The sequence below is a fragment of the Thermosynechococcus sp. HY596 genome (assembly GCF_030518715.1).
In the GTDB taxonomy this organism is placed as follows: Bacteria; Cyanobacteriota; Cyanobacteriia; order Thermosynechococcales; family Thermosynechococcaceae; genus Thermosynechococcus.
Genome location: NZ_CP130346.1, coordinates 1,794,946 through 1,812,973, shown reverse-complemented (window position 1 = coordinate 1,812,973; position 18,028 = coordinate 1,794,946). Strand labels below are relative to the sequence as shown.

Below are 18,028 nucleotides of genomic sequence, written 5' to 3'. Positions count from 1 at the left end.
TTGCCCTCAGCTGGTTTTCCACAGTACTGTAAACAATGGCTTGAAGCCTGCTAAGTTTGCAGTCCCTCAATCATGACCTCCAAGTTACTAAAGGATAGCCACCCATGGCAAAATTAGTCGCATTTCATGAAGAGTCCCGGCGATCGCTCGAACGCGGAATTAATGCCCTTGCCGATGCCGTGAAAATTACCCTTGGCCCCAAAGGGCGCAACGTGGTGCTTGAGAAAAAGTATGGCGCACCGCAAATTGTTAACGATGGCGTGACGATCGCCAAGGAAATCGAACTGGAAGATGCCTACGAAAATACTGGTGCCCAACTGATGCGGGAAGTGGCCGCCAAAACCAATGATGTCGTCGGCGATGGCACAACAACAGCGACCCTCCTTGCCCAAGCCCTGATCCGTGAAGGCCTGAAAAACGTGGCTGCCGGTGCTAACCCCATTGCCCTCAAGCGCGGTATGGAAAAAGCGATCAAAACCATTGTCGAGGGCATTGCCGAAGTGGCCAAACCCGTTGAAGGGGACATGATTGCCCAAGTGGCCACCGTCTCTGCCGGTAATGACCCCGAAGTGGGAGCCATGATTGGTGAAGCCATGGCCAAAGTCGGCAAAGATGGCGTGATCACCATTGAAGAATCGAAATCCCTGAATACAGAAATGGAAATTGTTGAGGGGATGCAGTTTGATCGCGGCTACATTTCGCCCTACTTTGTCACCGATCCAGAGCGGATGATTGTTCAACTCAACAATGCCTATCTGCTGTTGACGGACAAAAAAATTACCAGCATCCAAGACCTGATTCCCACCCTAGAAAGAGTGGCTCGCAGTGGTCGTCCCCTCGTGATCATTGCTGAAGATGTAGAAGGCGAAGCCCTCGCCACATTGGTGGTGAATAAACTGCGGGGCGTCCTCAATGTGGTTGCCGTGAAAGCCCCAGCCTTTGGCGAACGGCGCAAAGCGATGCTCCAAGACATTGCCATTCTCACGGGCGGTCAAGTCATTTCTGAGGAAGTGGGACTGACCCTAGATGATGTGGAAATCACCATGCTGGGAGAAGCCGCCTCCGTCACTGTGACCAAAGACACGACCACCCTGGTGTCGGAGAAGGGCAATAAAGCCGATATTGAAAAGCGGGTCGAGCAGCTCAAGAAGCAGTTGGCCGAAACCGACTCCGAATACGACAAAGAAAAGCTGCAAGAGCGCATTGCCAAGCTCGTGGGCGGCGTAGCGGTGATCAAAGTAGGAGCTGCCACCGAAACGGAATTGAAGGATCGCAAACTCCGCCTCGAAGATGCCCTCAATGCCACCAAAGCGGCAGTGGCTGAAGGGATTGTGCCCGGCGGTGGTGTGACCTTGCTTCACTTGGCCAGTCGCATTGATGCCCTGCTGCCTAGCCTCAGTCCCGAGGAACAAACAGGGGCACGCATTGTTGCCAGTGCCTTGGCAGCGCCAGTGGCTCAAATTGCTGACAATGCTGGTGTCGAAGGAGCCGTAGTCGTCGAGAATGTCCGTGCCGGTGACTTTAACTATGGCTTTAATGCTGCAACGGGCACCTATGAAGATCTCGTTAGTGCGGGCATTATTGACCCTGCCAAAGTCGTACGCTCTGCCCTGCAAAATGCTGGTTCGATCGCCGGCATGGTACTGACGACAGAAGCCCTTGTGGTCGAAAAACCGGAACCGAAACCGGCAGCTCCTGCGGATGGCGGTATGGGGGGCATGGGTGGCATGATGTAGGCTTACTGCCCCAATAGTTTGCTAGGTTCTCTCCTCTCTAACTGGGGGGAGAGTTTTTTATTGGTGGCTAAAATTGCAGGGCATTCTGTGTCACTTGGGCGATCGCCTGATCGGTGGCCTTGGGCAAATGGTAGTACTTACCCCCCGCTTGCCGTGCCAATTCTTTGCCCATCCCCGTGGAAACAAACTTATTCTCGGTGTCAATCACCAAGAGCTTCAGACCCAAGGCTTGAATTTTAGCGGCAATTTCCAGTACTTCCGCTTTGACATCGGGCTTGGTCTCCGGCGGAATGGTTTCGCCAAGGGAACGGCTCAGGGGGATATTGCCTCGACCATCGGTAATGGCCACAATCATCACTTGACCAATTTCACCGCTTTGTTTGGCATTCAAACCCACTCGCACCGCTTGGGTCAGACCGTGGGCAAGGGGAGAGCCACCCCCACAGGGCAGGGTTTCAAGGCGTCGCCGTGCCGCTTCAATGGATCGGGTGGGGGGTAGGAGCACCTCTGCTTGCTCGCCACGAAAGGGAATCAGCGCCACCATATCGCGGTTTTGATAGGCTTGGGTCAATAGGCGTAAAACAGCGCCCTTGGCAGAATTCATGCGGTTCAGTGCCATTGAGCCAGAGGCATCCACGACAAAAATAATCAAGGCACCCGCTTTGCGTACCAAACGTTTAATTCGCAGATCACTGTTTTCAACAATGACGCGGCGTTGGGGTTGGCGTAGGCGACGGGATTTTTGGTAGGGAGCGGCGCTGCGCAGGGTGGCATCCACCGCAATTCGACCCCCTCGGCCACGGGGCAAAATGGGGCGGATATAGCGACCGCGATCTTGGGAATAAATCAGGCTACGGCTCCCCGATTTCCCTTGGCGCTGGGTCAGTTGGGCAAAGTAGAGCACTGACTCATCCAAGACTGTGCCATCGGCCTCAAAGACAAATTCCTCAGGAATCGGTGGTGTCTCCTGCTGCTCTTCCGGTGGTGTCTCTGGTTCATCGGGTTCTTCTTTGGGGTCAGACTGCTGATTCTCTGGGAGGGGCGGCGGCGGTGGGGGCGGTTGATCCGGCGGCGGTTCCAGTTGCGTGGCTCGCGACACAATGACGAGTTCAACAGCGCGGCGTAGGTCTTCGGCATTGACCCCACTGCGGCCATTCAGGGCAGCATGGGCTTTGGCCACCCGCACCGCAAAGAGTTCTGCTCGATGGCCTTGAACACCGCCCCGTAGGGCTTCGGTGACCAGATAGGCAATTTGCTGCCGTTGAATTTTCACTTCCTTGAGCCATTCCCGCGCCAGAATAATTTGGGTGCGCAGATCCTCTAGCTCAGCATCGTACTGCTGCAAAAAGGCTTGGGGCGAATCAGCAAATTGGGTGGCATGATCCACCGCTGCAACCCGCTCATCTAAGCCCAGAACCGTATCCGCCGATAGGGCGATCGCAAACCGATCCAGCAGATGGGGTGGTACTTCTCCCTCATCGGGATTAAAGGTGGCAATCAACAGGGGACGACAGGGGTGATCCAGACTAATCCCCTCCCGTTCAATTTGGTTGCGGCCAGCACTCAGCACGGCCATCAGGACATTGGCTAGCTGCTCATCCAAGAGATTGATTTCATCCACATAGAGCACGCCGCGGTGGGCTGCCGCCAAGAGGCCAGGCTGAAAGACCGCTTCGCCCCGCTGCACCGATTGACTCACATCCACGGCTCCCAAGAGGCGATCTTCGGTGACCCCTAGGGGAATTTGCACAAAGGGGGCTGGAATCACTTTGGTGGTCAAAGCGACATCGGGATGGCTTTGGCGCCAAGCCTGCAAGCGGCTATCCCAGTCTTGGGGACGTTCGGGATCGGGGTTGGCAATGATCGGTACTGGGATCTCCCCTTGATCAATGACTTCAATGGGGGGCAATAGGGCATGAATACCCCGCGCAAGGACGGATTTGGCAGTCCCCCGCCGCCCCGCAATGATCACCCCCCCCAAACCGGGATCAACGGCGGCCAACAGCAGCGCCAATTTAATAGCCTCTTGACCAATGATGGCGGTGATGGGAAAGGGGGCGATCGCGAGCGTCATTGCATCCCTGTTGAAGGTAAACAGCAGTCGTCATCATCTATCTTACCGAGGGTGGAAACCCTTTCCCGCCTCCTTGGCTAGACTGGAGTTAGAAACCCATGGAGAACTCTCTTAATGAAATACTTTGGGCAGACAGTTGCTGCTGTAACCTTGTTAATCCTGACACCTCTGTCGGCACTGGCACGCCCCCTCTCCTGTCGCTCCTATGAAAGTACCTTTGTGGCCACGGAGACCCGTAGCTATTGGGTGAATATCTGTGGGGGCGATCGCCCCGCCTACTATATGGCACGACACAAGCAGGATCCGCGCCTATCAATTCGGCTGCCCCTGCGGGATTGGAGTCCTCAAGGGTACTATTTTGAAGCCGTCAATGGTGAGTACACGTATCTATTGACCAAAACACCCCGCGGGATGTTCTTGACCGTGAATCGTGGTACCCATGAGCTACTGCGGGAACCTGTTTTGGAGCCGTGGTAAGCAAAGGAGCCAAATTGGTTAAAATGAGTTCTTGTTAGCTGAGGCCGCCCTATGGCAGAAGAGATTTTCAATACTGCGGTAATTACGTTTACGCTGGTTCTGGTTGGTTTAGGCGCAGGGTACCTGCTGTTGCGTTTGACCCCAGACGATTAAGCAACCCAATGCCCCTAGCCGGCAAAGAGCACCAGCCACAGGGGCAAGAAAAGAATTAAGGCAAAAAGACTAGTCAAAATTAAGCTGGCGGCAAAAGCGCGGTCTAAGTGATAAACATCCGCCAAGATCAGCGTCATAAAAGCGGGGGGCATGCCTGCTTGCAGCACCATTCCGAGGCGCGGCAGCCCGGTGACCCCAATCAGAGTTAACCCTACCCCCAGCAGCAGCGGCACCAGTAGCATCTTAATCGCCAGACAGGGAATGATGCGTTCCCAGCGGAGTTTGAGGGGAGCCTCACCGAGGCAGATGCCCATATAGATCAATCCAGCAATCACCATTAACCACCCCAAGGTTAAAAGTCCCTGTTGGGCGATCGCCGGTAGGGGATGTTGTCGTAGCAGCAGTCCGATGCCGACACACCAGAGGGTTGGATTGCGGCCAATGTGCCACAGCAGTTTTGAGATGGAAATGGCGCGATCGCCAAAACTCGCCGCCACACCAATGCCAGCACTATAGGAAATGAGGAGCGTCCCCATCAGATCAAAAAACAACGCCCAACTGAAGTGCTCTTGCCCCAGCAGTCGCCAAGTAATGGGAAAGCCAATAAAACCCGTGTTGCCCACCATGGTTGCCAAGAGAAAACTGCCCTGCTCCTGCCGCGTGTGAGCGGGATATTGCTGCAACCACAGCCACGCCAAGCTGACGCCGATCCCCATTCCTAGCCACGCCAATAGCGGAGCCAACGTACTGTGACCCGTAATCGGGGTGGTGACAATAAAACTAAATGCCGTTAGGGGCGTCCCCACCCAGAACAACCCTTGCGCCAGCCAAGCCCCCGTCGTTGGTGGCAAAAAACGGCTACTGCCATAGCCAATGCCCATGCACAGAAAGATTAATCCGTAGAGTTCAGCGAGGGTCGGCAGTAGGGTAAGGAGAATTTTCACGGGAAAAGCATACGCCTTGGGACAGGAATTCTGGCTTGACTTTGGCCAAAAAGACCAGCAGTGAAGCCGTGACCACTCCCTCCAACATAGCAAGGGGCAAATGGGCAATCCCAATCGCAGCGATCGCTAGCCATTCCCGCTGTTGATCCAAGGGTGCTGGCAGGCTCAGGAGAATCACTGCGCCAAATAAGAGAACAGCCAACAGCACAGCCCCCGCCCCAAGGATAAACCCGAGGAGCGATCGCCCCCTTGGCGGACAGCGATGCCACAGCCCCCGAAAAACAGCAGCGGCAAGGAGCGCTGGAATCCCCATGATCAGCGCATTGAGGCCCAAAGTCGTCAGACCGCCATGACCAAACATCACCGCCTGTAGAAATAATCCCACCACCACGGCTATCATTGCCCCTTCCCCCAAAAGAATCCCCAGACTGCCAAGGAACATGAGATGGACACTGGCGGGAGGCAGCGGGATATAAACCGCAGAGGCGGTAAAAAAGGCAGTGGTTAATAGAGCCAAACGAGGGACGATCGCCAGCGGATCCACCGTTGCCCGCTGCAAACGGCGGCAAGACCACCACAGGAGACCACCGCTACCGGCATAACCCAGTCCACACCACAGGGGCGGCACTAAACCATCGGGGATGTGCATGACTACGACTCCACTGGCAGCCGCCGCCGCGACCAAGCAAAACAAGCCGTGCCAATGGCACCCCAGAGCACTGCCAAGATCATGACCGTGATTTGTGCGGGAGTGTATTGACTCAGGGAAACCGTTCTTGGCGGTTCGGGAACGGCGGTAAGAGCAACTTCAGCCGTTGCTTGGGCATGGGTCGCTACCGGAATCGTGAGTAGGCCGCCATGTCCCCCTTGGCGTACCTGCACCTGCCACTGACCGCGGCGATCGGGCACAAATTGAAACTCCCCTTGGGTATTGGTGGTTCCTGTTATTGCTGCTTCTTGGGGGCGATCGGGGGCAAAGACCTGTACCCTAGCATTTGCCATCGGTTCGCCACTGTCATAGCGCGCTGTAATGTGAATCACCTGTTGCGGTTTGTAGCGCAACTCAACCCCATGGGCAAGGGCTTGGGGAACTATCAGTCCTAAGGTAGCCACACTCGCTAAAACTGTTTTCATGAGGAAACCTCCCGACAGTGACCTTCGCCGACATGCCCCAGACCGCTAAGGGCTTTGCGCAGTGTTTCAAAATCTTTGGGGCTGAGTTTTTGCTGTAATCCTGTCCAGTCAACCGTGACTCCCTCAGGGGTAGCGATCGCGGCAAAGGGGTCAAAGCCTACCGCGTCGCGATTGATCTCGGCGGTTGCTGGTTCAGCGCCATCACCAAAAAGATGATCAAAGTGGAGTGTAATCTCTAGCTCAGCGGAACTGTTCGCTGTGACCATTCCCTTGCGTTCATCGCCAATGTAGTCGCCACAAACAAAGGCCAAGGGCTGATCCAACGTAATGTCAAAGGGCACCTTGAGATCGCGCCGCTGCGCCGTGCCCACCAGTTGTAAACTGGGTGCGAGGGTCTGCCACTGCAGGGCATTGAAGTGACCCACCGCCGCCGCAGCACTGCCTACAAGGGGACGCTGATCACTCACCAAATCCACCGTCATAGGATCGCTAAACACAACCGTCACTTCACTTGCGGGGCGATCGCCCGCCTCAGGATCGAAGGGAGGATGGGTTTGGTAGGCAGTCACCGTGCCCAACGTCAAATAGACATGGTCAAACTCGAGCTTCCAGCCATCTTTGCTTGTCCATCCCGTTTGCAAGCGCTCTTCACCATTGGCATAGAGTAGGAGAGTGCCCTTTTGCGAGGCGGGCGCACAACTCGCCAGTAGCGCTGTACTTAAAATCGTGACTATCCCTAAACGTTGGTACAGATTCATTCCTTTGATCACGTCGAAAAAAGCCCCAGAAAGAGCACCCCTGTAGCCAGTGGCAAAAGCAACAAAGAGACTTTTCCTACCTTAGAAGGTGTAGCATCGGTTCTACAATCCACAGGAGGGGGATGGCCTAGCGGTATAGTGTCTTTACAGAGCGTGATGGAGCGAAAAATGAAACGGGTTTGGGGCTGGTTAGGACTTGTCCTCCTGCTGTGGGGACTGTGGACAGTGCCGAGTTGGGCGGGGTTACAAGACGATCGCTACGATGGGAATATCTTTGCCCTCTACGCCGGCAATGGCTCTTTGGTACCGCCGAAAGTCACCCTAGAGAAATCGCGTCAGAGCGATCGCGCCACATTGCTGCTGTTTTATGTGAACGATAGCCGCGACTGCAAGCAGTTTGCCTCAACCATCTCCCAATTGCAGGGGTACTATGGTCGCGTCACCGATTTCATCGCCATTGATGTCGATGCCCTACCCTTTGGGGCGCAGTTCTCCGCCAATGAAGCGGGCTACTACTACAAAGGCCGGGTGCCGCAAACCCTGATTTTCGATCGCCAAGGCCAATTGCGGCAGGAATTTATCGGTGTGGTGCCCTTTGAAATCCTCGATGACACGTTTCGGGAAGTGTTTGATTTGCTGCCGCGATCGCAATCTCTGGAACTGCGGCCGCGCCCTGTGAATGAAATCAATGTGGAACTGGTGCCCCCGACACCTGTCAAAGGGAAGAAGCTGGCCAACGAAACGGTAGAGTAATAGTGAGCTTTGCAACGAGGTACAAGATGGAGTTACCCACCCTACAGGAACGTCTAGCAGTTGTTTTGGCGAAACGGGAGAGCCTTAAAAAGCTCTTGGAACTCCCCGGTCATGGCACCCTTACCATTGACATTGAATCCGCCCTCGCCGAACTCGATGAATTGATTAGCGACTTCAAGCGCACGTTTCCAGACCTCGACATTCCTGCCTAGGAGGTTCACGATGGTGGAGATTACCAGTCGTTGGGTCAAGGTGGTCAATGGCGATCTGCTGATTGATGCCTACTTAGCCGAGCCTGTTGCCCCCGGCCGCTATCCGGCAGTGATTGTCTTTCAGGAAATTTTTGGCGTCAATGCCCATATCCGCGATGTGACCGAACGCATTGCCCGCGAAGGCTATGTGGCGATCGCCCCCGCCCTTTACCAACGCTTTGCCCCCGGCTTTGAAACGGGCTACACCGCCGCTGATATTGATTTGGGGCGGCAGTACAAAAACCAAACCAAAGCCGCGGAACTCCTTAGTGACACCCAAGCCACCATTGCCTATCTGCGCGGCCTTGAAAATGTGGATGGGGATGCCATTGGTACGATTGGCTTTTGCTTTGGCGGTCATGTGGCCTATCTGGTGGCTCAGTTACCGGACATTAAAGCCACGGCCTCATTCTATGGCGCCGGGATGACAACCATGACCCCCGGCGGTGGCCTACCCACCATTGAAATCACACCGAAAATTCGCGGCACGCTCTATGCCTTCTTTGGCGATCGCGACCAAAGTATTCCCATGGAACAGGTGAAGCAAATTGAAACGGCGCTGCGCCACCACGGCATTCGCCACCACATCTTCATCTATCCAGCGGATCATGGCTTCTTCTGCGATCAACGGGATAGCTACGATGCAGCAGCGGCACGGGATGCGTGGGAACAAGTCAAAGAACTCTTCAACACCGTCCTACGGCAGCAACAGTAATCCTATCTTTACAGAACCTTTACTTTGACGCAGCTGCAGCGGAATGGGTTCAATACAAAGGGCTATAGTAAAAGTAGATTGCGTGTTCCCCATCGCCTAAACAATGCCAAAGGCAGTTGCCAAGCTTTAATATTCTTTTAAGTCATCTTCTTTATCCCCGCTGTTGCTGTCTATGACTACTCCTACCCACAAAGTCCTGCTGAAGCAGGGATCCCTTGTTCTCAAGCAGTGCAAAAAAGCCCTTCTTGAACGAGATATGGCTGTCCTTCAGCAGCAGGCACGCATTTTACAAGTTGCAGCAGTGGCATCCCGGCAAACGCTGATTGAGGCAGAAGCGCGGCTCTTGGAGCAGGCAGCCCAGCAAAATCAACCCCGGCGAGCAGCGGAAATTCTGATGAAAATCAAAGAATGCTTGGTTGCCCTAGCGGGGGATCAGCGTGACTTTGACAGCCTGCCAGGCGTGGCAGCAGAGACTGAGGCACCCGCGAAAAAGCCCCCCTTTATCCAGCGTCCCCATGATGACAGCTACACGAAACGCTTGGGGAACTATCTGGTTGAAGCAGAATTGGTGACACCCGCACAAATTGAGGTTGCCTTAGCCGATCAGCGAGCCACAGGGGCAAGACTCGGCGATATTTTGGTAGCACGGGGATGGCTGCGCAAGGGCACCATTGAGTTCATTATGGAGCGCGTGGTCTTACCCGATCGCCGTCGTCAGGAGGCAGAAACTCCCTCTTCGCCATCAACCTCTGCCGCAGCTCAATCGCCCCGCACACCCCCCGCCCCTGGTACGTCAGTGAATGACCGGGCAACCTTCATTGATACCAGCCACTTAAATTCTCTGTAGGTTTGGTGGCAGTGGCGATCGCGTATTCTCCGAAGGTTTTGGAACGGGGCGATCGCGCCCTGCGCTGTAGTCCCTTTTTGCCCCTCTTGTTTCAGACAATGCAGCAGCGGAGTGTGGCACTCCTAGAAATTGTGGGCGAAGCGGGTCTTCAATCGGGATTCACGCGATCGCCCTTGCCTGTGCTCCTAGCAGAAGCAGAGTTGGACTGGTTGATCCGCGTCGGTTTACTGCGCCGCGAAGTGGATGGCCAAGGCCTCACCGATCGCTATCGCCTCACTCCCTTGGGGCAACAGTTGATTCAACGTTATAGCCAACCCACATGGGGGGCCTCGTGGGGCGATCGCTGGCGCAATCAACTCAGCCGCTGGTGGAGAATGTAACGGTTCTGTAACGACCTGTAACGCATCGGTGATTTTCGCTACCATGCTTTATGAGTGCCGTTAGCAAGAGCGAGACGCAGCTTTTTATGGTTAATACCGTCGCCAAACCAGAGTTTGAAGAACTGCGGCCGGGCATCAAAGCCCCCGCAAAGGAAACCATCCTCACGCCCCGCTTCTACACCACTGACTTTGAAGCGATGGCCAATATGGACATTACTGAAAACAAAGCAGAACTTCAGGCCATCCTTGAGGAATTCCGCTGCGACTACAACCGCCACCACTTTGTGCGGGATGCAGAATTTGAACAGTCTTGGGATCACATTGATGGCGAAACCCGCCAGTTATTTATTGAATTTTTGGAGCGCTCCTGCACAGCGGAATTTTCTGGCTTTCTCCTCTACAAAGAACTCAGCCGCAAGCTCAAGGATCGCAACCCCCTATTGGCGGAATGCTTTGCCCTCATGTCTCGCGATGAAGCCCGCCACGCTGGCTTCTTGAATAAAGCGATGGCCGACTTTAACCTATCGCTGGATCTCGGCTTTTTGACGCAGCACCGCAGTTACACCTACTTTGAACCAGAATTCATCTTCTACGCCACCTACCTCTCCGAGAAAATTGGTTACTGGCGCTACATTACGATCTATCGCCATCTGGAGAAGCACCCCGAACATCGCATCTACCCCATCTTCCGCTTCTTTGAGAACTGGTGCCAAGATGAAAACCGCCACGGTGACTTCTTTGACGCTGTCATGCGGGCTCAACCGCAAATGCTGGATCGGCCGCGCACCTTCTGGCAAAAGATTAAGGAAATTCCCCTGTCCCTCTCTGGTAAGAAATGGGCACGCTACTTCATGGTCTGCTGGCTGCCACCAAAACTGTGGTGCCGCTTCTTCCTGCTCTCGGTCTTTGCCACAATGTACCTCAACGATTTGCAACGGGCGAAGTTCTATGCTGCGATTGGCTTGGATGCCCGCGAGTATGATCGTGAGGTGATTGCCAAAACCAATGAAACCGCAGGCCGTGTTTTTCCGGTGATTCTCGATGTCGATCATCCAGAATTTTATCAGCGGTTAGAGCGGTGTGTCGAAAACAATGCCAAGCTGACAGAAATTAGCAAGCAAAATGGCGGTTTTCTGAAGAAACTTCCCCTCTATCTCTCGAATGTGTGGCAAATGATCAAGTTGTTCTTGATCCCGGCCAAGGCACCCACGACGGCGGCGGTGCGTTAATTTCCTCTGTGGCTTAAAAATATACTGATCTCCATGGGTTGCGTCTGCGGACGTAACCTTTTTTTCACTTTTCCTACAATTGATGTCCGTATTATTACGGAGTGTTGCGGGAGTATGAAAAGAATCTAAAAGCACTTTTGACCACTGGGGATCGCTAAAACCTGCTTCCTAAGCCTCTTTGACCCTGTGATCGCTGCAAAAGTCGCTGAGGGCAATTTCATAGGATGGAAGGTAGAGAGCCTAAAGATTTTACTTCGGAGTTGATCCCCGCGATGGACAGCCCAATTCTCACTCCCACAACTTGCCGCTTTTGCCGCTTCTATTATTCCGAAGGGCGGCGTGGTGGTACCTGTGAAAAACTGAATGTGCCGGTGCGGGGGTTTTGGCGGGCCTGTCCCTTGGCGGCAGCCATCCCTAGCCGTGAACATCAGCCAGCGATCGCGACAAGCCCATCAACCACTGCTAGGGCGGTGAGTGCGTCCGTATTTTTCTTTGAGGATGATCCCGAAGCCATTGAGTGACCTCAGCAAGGGTGGGTTGACCAGCGATCGCCCCCCGTTTTGTCGTCACGAGCGCCCCCACCACCGTGGCAAATTCTAAACAAGCAGCCTGCCATTGGGGGTCACGGTAGGTTTCCGGGCTGCCCTGTAATAATTGGGCAATCCAACCCGCAACAAAGCCATCGCCGGCACCAGTAGTATCCACAACGGGCATGGTAGGGGGGTGTAATTTCCCTTGATTTTCGTGCCACCAGTAGTGAATAGTTTGATCCCCGTCAGTAATAACCACGGCATGGTCAGGTGCCGTCCCCCAAAGGGCACGATAGACAACTTGGGGATCACTGTCAGAGAAAAATAATTCCGCCTCTTCCTTGGCCAGTTTCAGGAAATGCGCCTGTGCTAAAAAAGGACGAAGGCGTTCAGGAGCAGCACTCGCATCCCGCCAGAAGATTGGTCGCCAGTTGGCATCAATGAGAATAAAGGCACCGTTTTGCCGCAGTTGCTGGACTAGATGTTCAATGGTGGTGGCGGTGGGTTCACTGGCGAGTCCGAGGGTGCCGGTGACGAAAAATTGTGCCCCAGCTAGGAACGATGGCGAGACTTGCTGGCCAGAGAACTGCATATCGGCAAAGACAGAAGTTCCCGCTGGCGCAAATCCCACAAACTGGCGATCGCCCCCCACCAATTGAACGCGCACTTGCCGCGTCGGCACCCCAGCGACCCGCTCGACCGCTTCGATATTGACGCCCAAAGCGGCTAATTCGGCACAGGCTTGCTCCCCTAAGGCATCGTCGCCCACAGCCCCCAAAAAGGCCGCACTCACCCCCAACTTCACCAAACCACAGGCCACATTGGCCGGGGCACCCCCCAGAAAACACTGCGGGGGATCAGGGGGCACTTCTAAACAGTCAAAGAGGACTTCGCCAGCACAGAGGACAGTGGGTTGGGACATCGCTAATGATTCGCTATAGGGCAATTTAGTTTTTTCTATTGATCCCTAGCCTAGCGATCGCTAGGGGAGTGTGTCAAAATGGTAGCAATTCCAAGATCGAGGGACACTGCAACCGTGTTTGTTCTCAGTGGTTACGAGTATTTTCTTGGCTTTTTGATTATCTGTGGTCTGGTACCCGTACTGGCTTTAGCTGCCTCTGCGCTATTGCGTCCCAAATCCGGGCGGATGATCCGCTTGACGACCTACGAATCGGGGATGGAACCCATTGGTGGCGCGTGGATTCAGTTCAATGTGCGCTACTACATGTTTGCCCTCGTCTTTGTCATTTTTGATGTGGAGACGGTCTTTTTATATCCTTGGGCGGTGGCTTTCCATCAGTTGGGCTTACTGGCCTTTATTGAAGCCTTGATTTTCATTGCCATTCTGGTCGTGGCTCTAGTTTATGCGTGGCGCAAACGTGCCCTCGAATGGTCTTGAGTGAGTTGATTGCCTTTAGGTTGGAGTAGCGAACATGAGTGACACCCCCGAAGCCCCCATTGTTGAAGCTGGCCCTGTATGCCGCCTTCTCCAGTCTAAAAGCCTGAGTGTGGAATCCCTCGGTACCGATGCCTCTGGTGTAGAAATCATCAAAGTGGATCGCGATCGCCTGCTGGCGGTGTGCCAAGCCCTCTATGCCGATGGCTTTAACTATTTGCAGTGCCAAGCCGCCTATGATTCGGGTCCCGGCCAAGACTTGGTGAGCACATACCACCTGATCAAGCTCAGTGATAATGCCGATCGCCCCCCAGAGGTGCGGATTAAAGTGTTTGTCCCCCGTGAGGATCCCCGTGTCCCCTCGGTGTATTGGATTTGGAAAACCGCCGATTGGCAAGAGCGGGAATCCTACGATATGTTTGGCATTGTCTATGAGGGGCACCCCAATTTGAAGCGCATCCTTATGCCCGAGGATTGGCTGGGCTGGCCGCTGCGCAAAGACTACATCACCCCTGACTTCTACGAGTTGCAGGAAGCCTACTAAGCTCCCTTGGTTCCCGCTGATGCTGCCTATTGGTACAGTTGGTCACAGGTACCCGGCCTTGGCCCGGTGTTACTCAAACGCCTCTGGCAGCACTTTGGGGATTTGAAAACTGCTTGGGAAGCGTCCGTAGAAACCTTAGGAAAAGTAGAGGGGATTGGTGCCAAACTCCAAGGGGCGATCGCCCACTATCGTCAGCAGTGCCAACCCCTAGCTCTCTACGAGCACCACTGCCAGCAAAATCCCCACCATTGGGTGCTGAGTGACCCTCGCTATCCACCACTGCTGCGGGAAATTCCCGATCCGCCGCCCTTGCTCTACTATGGCGGGACTCGCATTTTAGAAATTCTCAGTCAACCCACACCAACTGTTGCCATTGTCGGCACCCGTGATCCTTCAGAATATGCCCAGCGTTGGGCGCACAAGCTGGGGTATGCCCTTGCCCAAGCTGGGTTTATTGTTGTTTCCGGCATGGCCGCAGGCATTGATGGTGCTGCCCATCGCGGCTCTTTAGAAGCTGGAGGTGCCACACTGGCCGTTTTAGCTACGGGTGTGGATATGATCTACCCACCGGAAAATCGTTCGCTTTATTACCAGATTCGTGAACGGGGGGGATTCTTGAGCGAGTATCCTAGGGGTGTGGGTGCCGATCGCCCCCAATTTCCGCGTCGCAACCGCATCATTGCTGGTCTGTGCCGTGCGGTGATTATTGCAGAGGCTCCCTACAAATCCGGTGCCCTGATCACTGCTCGCTATGCTGCCGAGTATGGTCGTGATGTCTATGTGCTGCCGGGGCATCTCGATAACCACCGTGCCAAGGGTGCCCTGAGTCTGGTGAATCAAGGGGCACAGATTATCTTGGGAGAAGAAGCTCTCCTCGAACAATTGGGGCATACACCCCCCCTCGATCCAACCCCCTTCTCAGCCCCACCCCCAACGCTATCGCCCCCCCAGCAACAAATTCTCGAGGCGATTCAACAACTGAGCCAAGGCAGCAATAGTGTTGCCTTTGATGACATTGTGCAGCGCGTACCCTTGGAAACAGGGGTGGTGATGGCAGAACTGATGCACTTGGAGCTAACGGGTTGGGTCGAGCAGCAGCCGGGGAATCGCTATCGCAAAACTAGCCGTTAAAGTTTCATCAATAAATCTTGGAGGGTAAAATGCCAAACTCCCAGAACCTACAACATCCCCGCGAAGCCCAAGATCGGTTAGTCCTCGAGCGCCTGCGACAAGAGGGCATCAGTGATTACAACTTGGCGGAATTGGGGCGATTGCTGATTCGCTATGATGGCTTCCCCGGTGCCGAAACCAATAAGAAGTTAATGGCAGAGCTGCTAGAAAAATGGCAACTCACGGAGGAAGAACTGTTTGAGCGTACCCGTGCCATTCACGCTCGCGGCGGCGTTTACAAGCTGGGCAGCGATAAGCGGGAGGACTGGACTTAGATGTCTTTGCCGTAGAGGCGCTCAAGGGTACGAAAGTCCTTTTCCGCTTCTTGCCAAAGGAGTCGGTTATCCGGATCGGCTTTCAGCGCGCGATGCAGGTATTCCCGTGCCGCTTGGGGCTGGCGATCGCGAATGAGTTGCCTCGCCCAGCACTGATAGGTGACGGCTTGCCACTGGCGTACTTCGGCATCTTGAGGCAGCCGACTGGCCAACCCTTCCACAAGGGATATGGCACGTTGATAGCAGCGATATTTGAGAAATTCCTGAAGTTGGCGATAGCTAGCGTGCTTCAGTTCAATCTCAAAGGCAGAGAGAGGCGGCGGTGGCTGCGGTGGGCGAGATTGGGGTTCTGATTTAACAGGGGTAGGCCGAAAGGTGGGCAGTCCTCGTACTAATTTTTCATAGGCCTGTTGGAGGAGAATAAACTTCTCATGGGCAGTGCGATCGCCAGGGTTGACATCGGGATGATAGCGTCGTGCTAGCCGTCGGTAGGCGGATTTCACTTGAGCTAAGGACGCCCCTTGTGGCAACTCCAGAATGCGATAGCACTCTTCTAAATTCATTCTGCAGGGCACAACATGACATCTGCTTTGCATTGTCGGATGTTCACTTCGGTTCTGCAACCAATGTCCTACGCTGGAATCAAGTGAAACATGCGGAGTAGCCCCAGCGTGGAGTCGGCGCACATTTTAGGGACACGGATTGATGTCACCACCTACAGCCAAGCCTGTGATCTTATAGCTGAATGGATTAATCAAGGTAAGGGGGGCTATGTGGTGGCGGCCAATGTCCATGTGGTCATGACAGGGGTGTGGCGATCGCCCTTTCAACGGGTGGTGAATGGTGCCCAACTGGTGACCTCTGACGGCATGCCCTTGGTGTGGGGCTTACAGCTGTTGGGCTTTCCGCAAGCAGAGCGGGTCTATGGTCCTGATTTGATGCTGGCGTTGTGCGATCGCGCCCAAGAGGAAGGCTGGCGTATTTTCCTCTATGGCAGTGAACCCCTCGTGTTAGAGCGGCTGCAACGAAATCTGCGAGAGCGCTTTCCCAAGATGCAGTTAGTGGGTGCCTACGCGCCTCCCTTTCGTCCCTTGACCCCTGAGGAGGAGGCCAGCGATCGCCAGCGCATTCTTGATAGCGGTGCTGATCTGGTTTTTGTCAGCCTTGGCTGTCCCAAGCAAGAGGAGTGGATGGCTCGCCAAAGCCCTTTTCTGCCCATTGTCTTGGTGGGTGTGGGAGCAGCCTTTAATTTTCACAGTGGCGTTGTAGCGCAAGCGCCTCGCTGGATGATGGCGATCGGTCTGGAGTGGCTCTTTCGACTCCTGCAAGAACCCCGCCGCCTCTGGCAACGCTATCTGATAAACAACCCCGCATTTGTTGTGCTTTTTGCCGCTCAACTCCTGCGTCACTGGCTAGGCCGACGGCAAGCCAAGAGACTGTCCTAGGGTTTGCAGGGGAGAGCGTCCCACCTGTTGCTGTGCCCACTGAAGGCTTTGCTGCAATCGAGTCACCAAGGGCAGAGATTTTACTTGGGGAGCGGTCTCAAAGTAATGGATCAAACTCAAGCCACTCAAGCGCAACACATAGGCTGCCGTTGCCCCCTGTAAACAGCTCCCTGCCAAATAGGTGAGGGAATTGCCCTTGAGCCACTGTCCTAGGGATTGGGTGCCCAGTTCCACAGCCCCCAACTGCACCATTAGCCGCAATAGCTCCTTGGCAAGGGGTTCAGCATCCGCCAAGCGAAAGGAGCGTTGGTAGATTTGACCGAGATCCCACGTGAGGCGCACCAATAGCCCCCCGGCCATGACGAGATCCAGAAGCGGAAGAGGATTCACTGCCGTTGCCGCTGCTGCCAGCCATTGGTAGCGTTCAATGATCGGGGTGGCTCGTTCTTGGCGATACTGGTTGAGGGCGGATTGCGCCTGTTGATGGAGTTGTTGGGCACGGCGATAGGTGCCGGCTAAGACCAGATTCGCTCGCTCTTGGGTGAGACAGTGCAGCACTGCGGAGGTGAGTTCTTGGGGATTGTGGGGTGTAAAGGGAATGAGTTGATCTTGTCCAATCTGGAGTTGTTGCAGTTGCTGCTGTAAATGCACTGCCACGCGATTGCAAAGCGCGCCCTTCGGGCGATCGCGCTCCTGCACCATTTCTGGATACCACACCACAAGAACGTGATAATGGCTTGCTTGCAATACCCGCAGCATCTCAAACTCACTGGCGGTAAGGGCACCCGTTACGGTCAAAAGCACTAAGTCTGCTTGGGGCACCGTTGCCAATGTTTGCTGCTGAAACGTACAGCTATCGAGGGGTAGGGTAGCGACGGCATCGTACACCCGATTGAGAGCATAGGCCGATTGCCCGAGAACACACACCTCAACCGTTGGGCTATCTAACCGCTGTTGGAGTTGGCTGTGGGCTGATTGTAGGGAGGCTTGGCGCTCTATCGGAAGTTCCTGCAAAAGGCTCCGCGTGTCTGCCAGTTGCTTTTCCAGTAATTGAGGATGCAGAGAAGGTTGAGGGGGAGCTGGGTTTGGCGCAGCGGGCGATCGCCGCCAGTACCAATAGCCCAACCCTAGACCAAGAATCAGCAGCCATCCCCACGGATGGTCATTCACCCAGCCACTCAACAACAAGAGAATAATGGCGGCAGCAACAGCCATGT

Annotated in this window: 23 protein-coding genes; 15 read left to right on the top strand and 8 right to left on the bottom strand. The window is 54.6% G+C overall.

Going from position 1 to position 18,028, the window contains the following annotated elements; translation table 11 throughout:
- Positions 1 to 104 precede the first annotated feature (104 nt).
- Positions 105 to 1,736 (top strand): chaperonin GroEL, encoded by a 1,632-nt coding sequence (gene groL / locus QYC28_RS08975; protein WP_302679341.1) that lies wholly within the window; start codon positions 105 to 107, stop codon positions 1,734 to 1,736.
- A 67-nt stretch (positions 1,737 to 1,803) separates the two neighbouring features.
- On the opposite strand, the gene bchD is transcribed toward groL, so the two are convergent.
- Positions 1,804 to 3,810 (bottom strand): magnesium chelatase ATPase subunit D, encoded by a 2,007-nt coding sequence (gene bchD, locus QYC28_RS08970; protein ID WP_302679340.1) that lies wholly within the window; start codon positions 3,808 to 3,810, stop codon positions 1,804 to 1,806.
- 114 nt (positions 3,811 to 3,924) lie between these two features.
- Here bchD and QYC28_RS08965 point away from each other — a divergent pair, with 114 nt between their 5' ends.
- Positions 3,925 to 4,287, top strand: coding sequence for a hypothetical protein (locus QYC28_RS08965; protein ID WP_149820106.1), 363 nt, complete (start codon positions 3,925 to 3,927; stop codon positions 4,285 to 4,287).
- Between the two features lie 51 nt (positions 4,288 to 4,338).
- The gene (petM, locus tag QYC28_RS13190) at positions 4,339 to 4,440 is read left to right on the top strand and encodes a cytochrome b6-f complex subunit PetM (protein WP_011057256.1); all 102 of its coding nucleotides are present in this window, start codon (positions 4,339 to 4,341) and stop codon (positions 4,438 to 4,440) included.
- Positions 4,441 to 4,454: 14 nt separating this feature from the next.
- Here petM and QYC28_RS08960 read toward each other — a convergent pair whose 3' ends face one another.
- Genes QYC28_RS08960 through QYC28_RS08945 form a run of 4 tightly spaced genes read right to left on the bottom strand, consistent with a single transcriptional unit; the run spans position 4,455 to position 7,276 of the window.
- Positions 4,455 to 5,384, bottom strand: a complete 930-nt coding sequence (locus tag QYC28_RS08960; RefSeq protein ID WP_302679339.1) for an AEC family transporter — start codon at positions 5,382 to 5,384, stop codon at positions 4,455 to 4,457.
- A complete protein-coding gene (cbiM, locus tag QYC28_RS08955; protein WP_302676724.1) occupies positions 5,347 to 6,078 on the bottom strand; it encodes a cobalt transporter CbiM in 732 nt (243 codons plus the stop codon). Before cbiM ends, QYC28_RS08960 begins: the two co-directional genes overlap by 38 nt.
- Positions 6,036 to 6,518 (bottom strand): carboxypeptidase regulatory-like domain-containing protein, encoded by a 483-nt coding sequence (locus QYC28_RS08950; protein WP_302679338.1) that lies wholly within the window; start codon positions 6,516 to 6,518, stop codon positions 6,036 to 6,038. The genes cbiM and QYC28_RS08950 overlap by 43 nt, the downstream gene beginning before the upstream one ends.
- Positions 6,515 to 7,276, bottom strand: a complete 762-nt coding sequence (locus QYC28_RS08945) for a DUF4382 domain-containing protein (RefSeq protein ID WP_302679337.1) — start codon at positions 7,274 to 7,276, stop codon at positions 6,515 to 6,517. Before QYC28_RS08945 ends, QYC28_RS08950 begins: the two co-directional genes overlap by 4 nt.
- A 168-nt stretch (positions 7,277 to 7,444) precedes the next feature.
- Between QYC28_RS08945 and QYC28_RS08940 the strand changes: the two genes are divergently transcribed.
- From QYC28_RS08940 to QYC28_RS08910, 7 genes are all read left to right on the top strand, one after another.
- Positions 7,445 to 8,029 carry a thylakoid membrane photosystem I accumulation factor gene (locus QYC28_RS08940; RefSeq protein WP_226971934.1) on the top strand — a complete coding sequence of 195 codons (585 nt, stop codon included), beginning with the start codon at positions 7,445 to 7,447 and terminating at the stop codon, positions 8,027 to 8,029.
- 26 nt (positions 8,030 to 8,055) lie between these two features.
- Complete coding sequence (locus tag QYC28_RS08935; protein WP_149820101.1) at positions 8,056 to 8,241, top strand: hypothetical protein; 186 nt, start codon at positions 8,056 to 8,058, stop codon at positions 8,239 to 8,241.
- 10 nt (positions 8,242 to 8,251) lie between these two features.
- Positions 8,252 to 8,995, top strand: a complete 744-nt coding sequence (locus QYC28_RS08930) for a dienelactone hydrolase family protein (protein WP_302679336.1) — start codon at positions 8,252 to 8,254, stop codon at positions 8,993 to 8,995.
- A 172-nt stretch (positions 8,996 to 9,167) separates the two neighbouring features.
- Positions 9,168 to 9,842 carry a hypothetical protein gene (locus QYC28_RS08925; protein ID WP_149820097.1) on the top strand — a complete coding sequence of 225 codons (675 nt, stop codon included), beginning with the start codon at positions 9,168 to 9,170 and terminating at the stop codon, positions 9,840 to 9,842.
- Positions 9,843 to 9,853: 11 nt separating this feature from the next.
- The gene (locus QYC28_RS08920) at positions 9,854 to 10,222 is read left to right on the top strand and encodes an Npun_F0494 family protein (protein WP_302679335.1); all 369 of its coding nucleotides are present in this window, start codon (positions 9,854 to 9,856) and stop codon (positions 10,220 to 10,222) included.
- Positions 10,223 to 10,308: 86 nt separating this feature from the next.
- A complete protein-coding gene (acsF, locus tag QYC28_RS08915; protein ID WP_149820092.1) occupies positions 10,309 to 11,451 on the top strand; it encodes a magnesium-protoporphyrin IX monomethyl ester (oxidative) cyclase in 1,143 nt (380 codons plus the stop codon).
- A gap of 272 nt (positions 11,452 to 11,723) precedes the next feature.
- Positions 11,724 to 11,972 carry a hypothetical protein gene (locus QYC28_RS08910; protein ID WP_190278043.1) on the top strand — a complete coding sequence of 83 codons (249 nt, stop codon included), beginning with the start codon at positions 11,724 to 11,726 and terminating at the stop codon, positions 11,970 to 11,972.
- On the opposite strand, the gene QYC28_RS08905 is transcribed toward QYC28_RS08910, so the two are convergent.
- Positions 11,914 to 12,903 carry a carbohydrate kinase gene (locus QYC28_RS08905; protein WP_302679334.1) on the bottom strand — a complete coding sequence of 330 codons (990 nt, stop codon included), beginning with the start codon at positions 12,901 to 12,903 and terminating at the stop codon, positions 11,914 to 11,916. The two genes, QYC28_RS08910 and QYC28_RS08905, sit on opposite strands and share 59 nt — an antisense overlap.
- Positions 12,904 to 13,017: 114 nt before the next feature.
- Here QYC28_RS08905 and ndhC point away from each other — a divergent pair, with 114 nt between their 5' ends.
- The 4 genes from ndhC to QYC28_RS08885 are packed head-to-tail and all read left to right on the top strand — an operon-like array spanning position 13,018 to position 15,366.
- Positions 13,018 to 13,380 carry a photosynthetic/respiratory NAD(P)H-quinone oxidoreductase subunit C gene (gene ndhC / locus QYC28_RS08900; RefSeq protein WP_149820086.1) on the top strand — a complete coding sequence of 121 codons (363 nt, stop codon included), beginning with the start codon at positions 13,018 to 13,020 and terminating at the stop codon, positions 13,378 to 13,380.
- Between the two features lie 34 nt (positions 13,381 to 13,414).
- The gene (locus QYC28_RS08895) at positions 13,415 to 13,921 is read left to right on the top strand and encodes an NAD(P)H-quinone oxidoreductase subunit J (protein ID WP_149820084.1); all 507 of its coding nucleotides are present in this window, start codon (positions 13,415 to 13,417) and stop codon (positions 13,919 to 13,921) included.
- A gap of 6 nt (positions 13,922 to 13,927) precedes the next feature.
- Positions 13,928 to 15,052 carry a DNA-processing protein DprA gene (gene dprA / locus QYC28_RS08890; protein ID WP_302679333.1) on the top strand — a complete coding sequence of 375 codons (1,125 nt, stop codon included), beginning with the start codon at positions 13,928 to 13,930 and terminating at the stop codon, positions 15,050 to 15,052.
- 29 nt (positions 15,053 to 15,081) lie between these two features.
- Complete coding sequence (locus QYC28_RS08885) at positions 15,082 to 15,366, top strand: DUF3288 family protein (RefSeq protein ID WP_286649551.1); 285 nt, start codon at positions 15,082 to 15,084, stop codon at positions 15,364 to 15,366.
- Here the strand turns inward: QYC28_RS08885 and QYC28_RS08880 are convergent.
- Entirely contained in the window at positions 15,363 to 15,929 is a 567-nt protein-coding gene (locus QYC28_RS08880; protein ID WP_286649550.1) for a J domain-containing protein, read from the bottom strand. The two genes, QYC28_RS08885 and QYC28_RS08880, sit on opposite strands and share 4 nt — an antisense overlap.
- Before the next feature lie 108 nt (positions 15,930 to 16,037).
- Here QYC28_RS08880 and QYC28_RS08875 point away from each other — a divergent pair, with 108 nt between their 5' ends.
- Positions 16,038 to 16,811: a WecB/TagA/CpsF family glycosyltransferase gene (locus QYC28_RS08875; RefSeq protein ID WP_302676718.1), complete on the top strand. Its 774-nt coding sequence runs from the start codon at positions 16,038 to 16,040 to the stop codon at positions 16,809 to 16,811.
- Here the strand turns inward: QYC28_RS08875 and QYC28_RS08870 are convergent.
- Positions 16,779 to 18,026, bottom strand: coding sequence for a YcjF family protein (locus QYC28_RS08870; protein WP_149820078.1), 1,248 nt, complete (start codon positions 18,024 to 18,026; stop codon positions 16,779 to 16,781). The genes QYC28_RS08875 and QYC28_RS08870 overlap by 33 nt on opposite strands.
- Between the last annotated feature and the right edge of the window lie 2 nt (positions 18,027 to 18,028).

Coding starts and splice junctions, on each gene's coding strand:
- groL (WP_302679341.1), top strand. CDS start 105: ATGGCAAAATTAGTCGCATTTCATGAAGAGTCCCGGCGATCGCTCGAA.
- bchD (WP_302679340.1), bottom strand. CDS start 3,810: ATGACGCTCGCGATCGCCCCCTTTCCCATCACCGCCATCATTGGTCAA.
- QYC28_RS08965 (WP_149820106.1), top strand. CDS start 3,925: ATGAAATACTTTGGGCAGACAGTTGCTGCTGTAACCTTGTTAATCCTG.
- petM (WP_011057256.1), top strand. CDS start 4,339: ATGGCAGAAGAGATTTTCAATACTGCGGTAATTACGTTTACGCTGGTT.
- QYC28_RS08950 (WP_302679338.1), bottom strand. CDS start 6,518: ATGAAAACAGTTTTAGCGAGTGTGGCTACCTTAGGACTGATAGTTCCC.
- QYC28_RS08945 (WP_302679337.1), bottom strand. CDS start 7,276: ATGAATCTGTACCAACGTTTAGGGATAGTCACGATTTTAAGTACAGCG.
- QYC28_RS08940 (WP_226971934.1), top strand. CDS start 7,445: ATGAAACGGGTTTGGGGCTGGTTAGGACTTGTCCTCCTGCTGTGGGGA.
- QYC28_RS08935 (WP_149820101.1), top strand. CDS start 8,056: ATGGAGTTACCCACCCTACAGGAACGTCTAGCAGTTGTTTTGGCGAAA.
- QYC28_RS08930 (WP_302679336.1), top strand. CDS start 8,252: ATGGTGGAGATTACCAGTCGTTGGGTCAAGGTGGTCAATGGCGATCTG.
- QYC28_RS08925 (WP_149820097.1), top strand. CDS start 9,168: ATGACTACTCCTACCCACAAAGTCCTGCTGAAGCAGGGATCCCTTGTT.
- acsF (WP_149820092.1), top strand. CDS start 10,309: ATGGTTAATACCGTCGCCAAACCAGAGTTTGAAGAACTGCGGCCGGGC.
- QYC28_RS08910 (WP_190278043.1), top strand. CDS start 11,724: ATGGACAGCCCAATTCTCACTCCCACAACTTGCCGCTTTTGCCGCTTC.
- QYC28_RS08905 (WP_302679334.1), bottom strand. CDS start 12,903: ATGTCCCAACCCACTGTCCTCTGTGCTGGCGAAGTCCTCTTTGACTGT.
- QYC28_RS08895 (WP_149820084.1), top strand. CDS start 13,415: ATGAGTGACACCCCCGAAGCCCCCATTGTTGAAGCTGGCCCTGTATGC.
- QYC28_RS08885 (WP_286649551.1), top strand. CDS start 15,082: ATGCCAAACTCCCAGAACCTACAACATCCCCGCGAAGCCCAAGATCGG.
- QYC28_RS08880 (WP_286649550.1), bottom strand. CDS start 15,929: ATGAATTTAGAAGAGTGCTATCGCATTCTGGAGTTGCCACAAGGGGCG.
- QYC28_RS08870 (WP_149820078.1), bottom strand. CDS start 18,026: ATGGCTGTTGCTGCCGCCATTATTCTCTTGTTGTTGAGTGGCTGGGTG.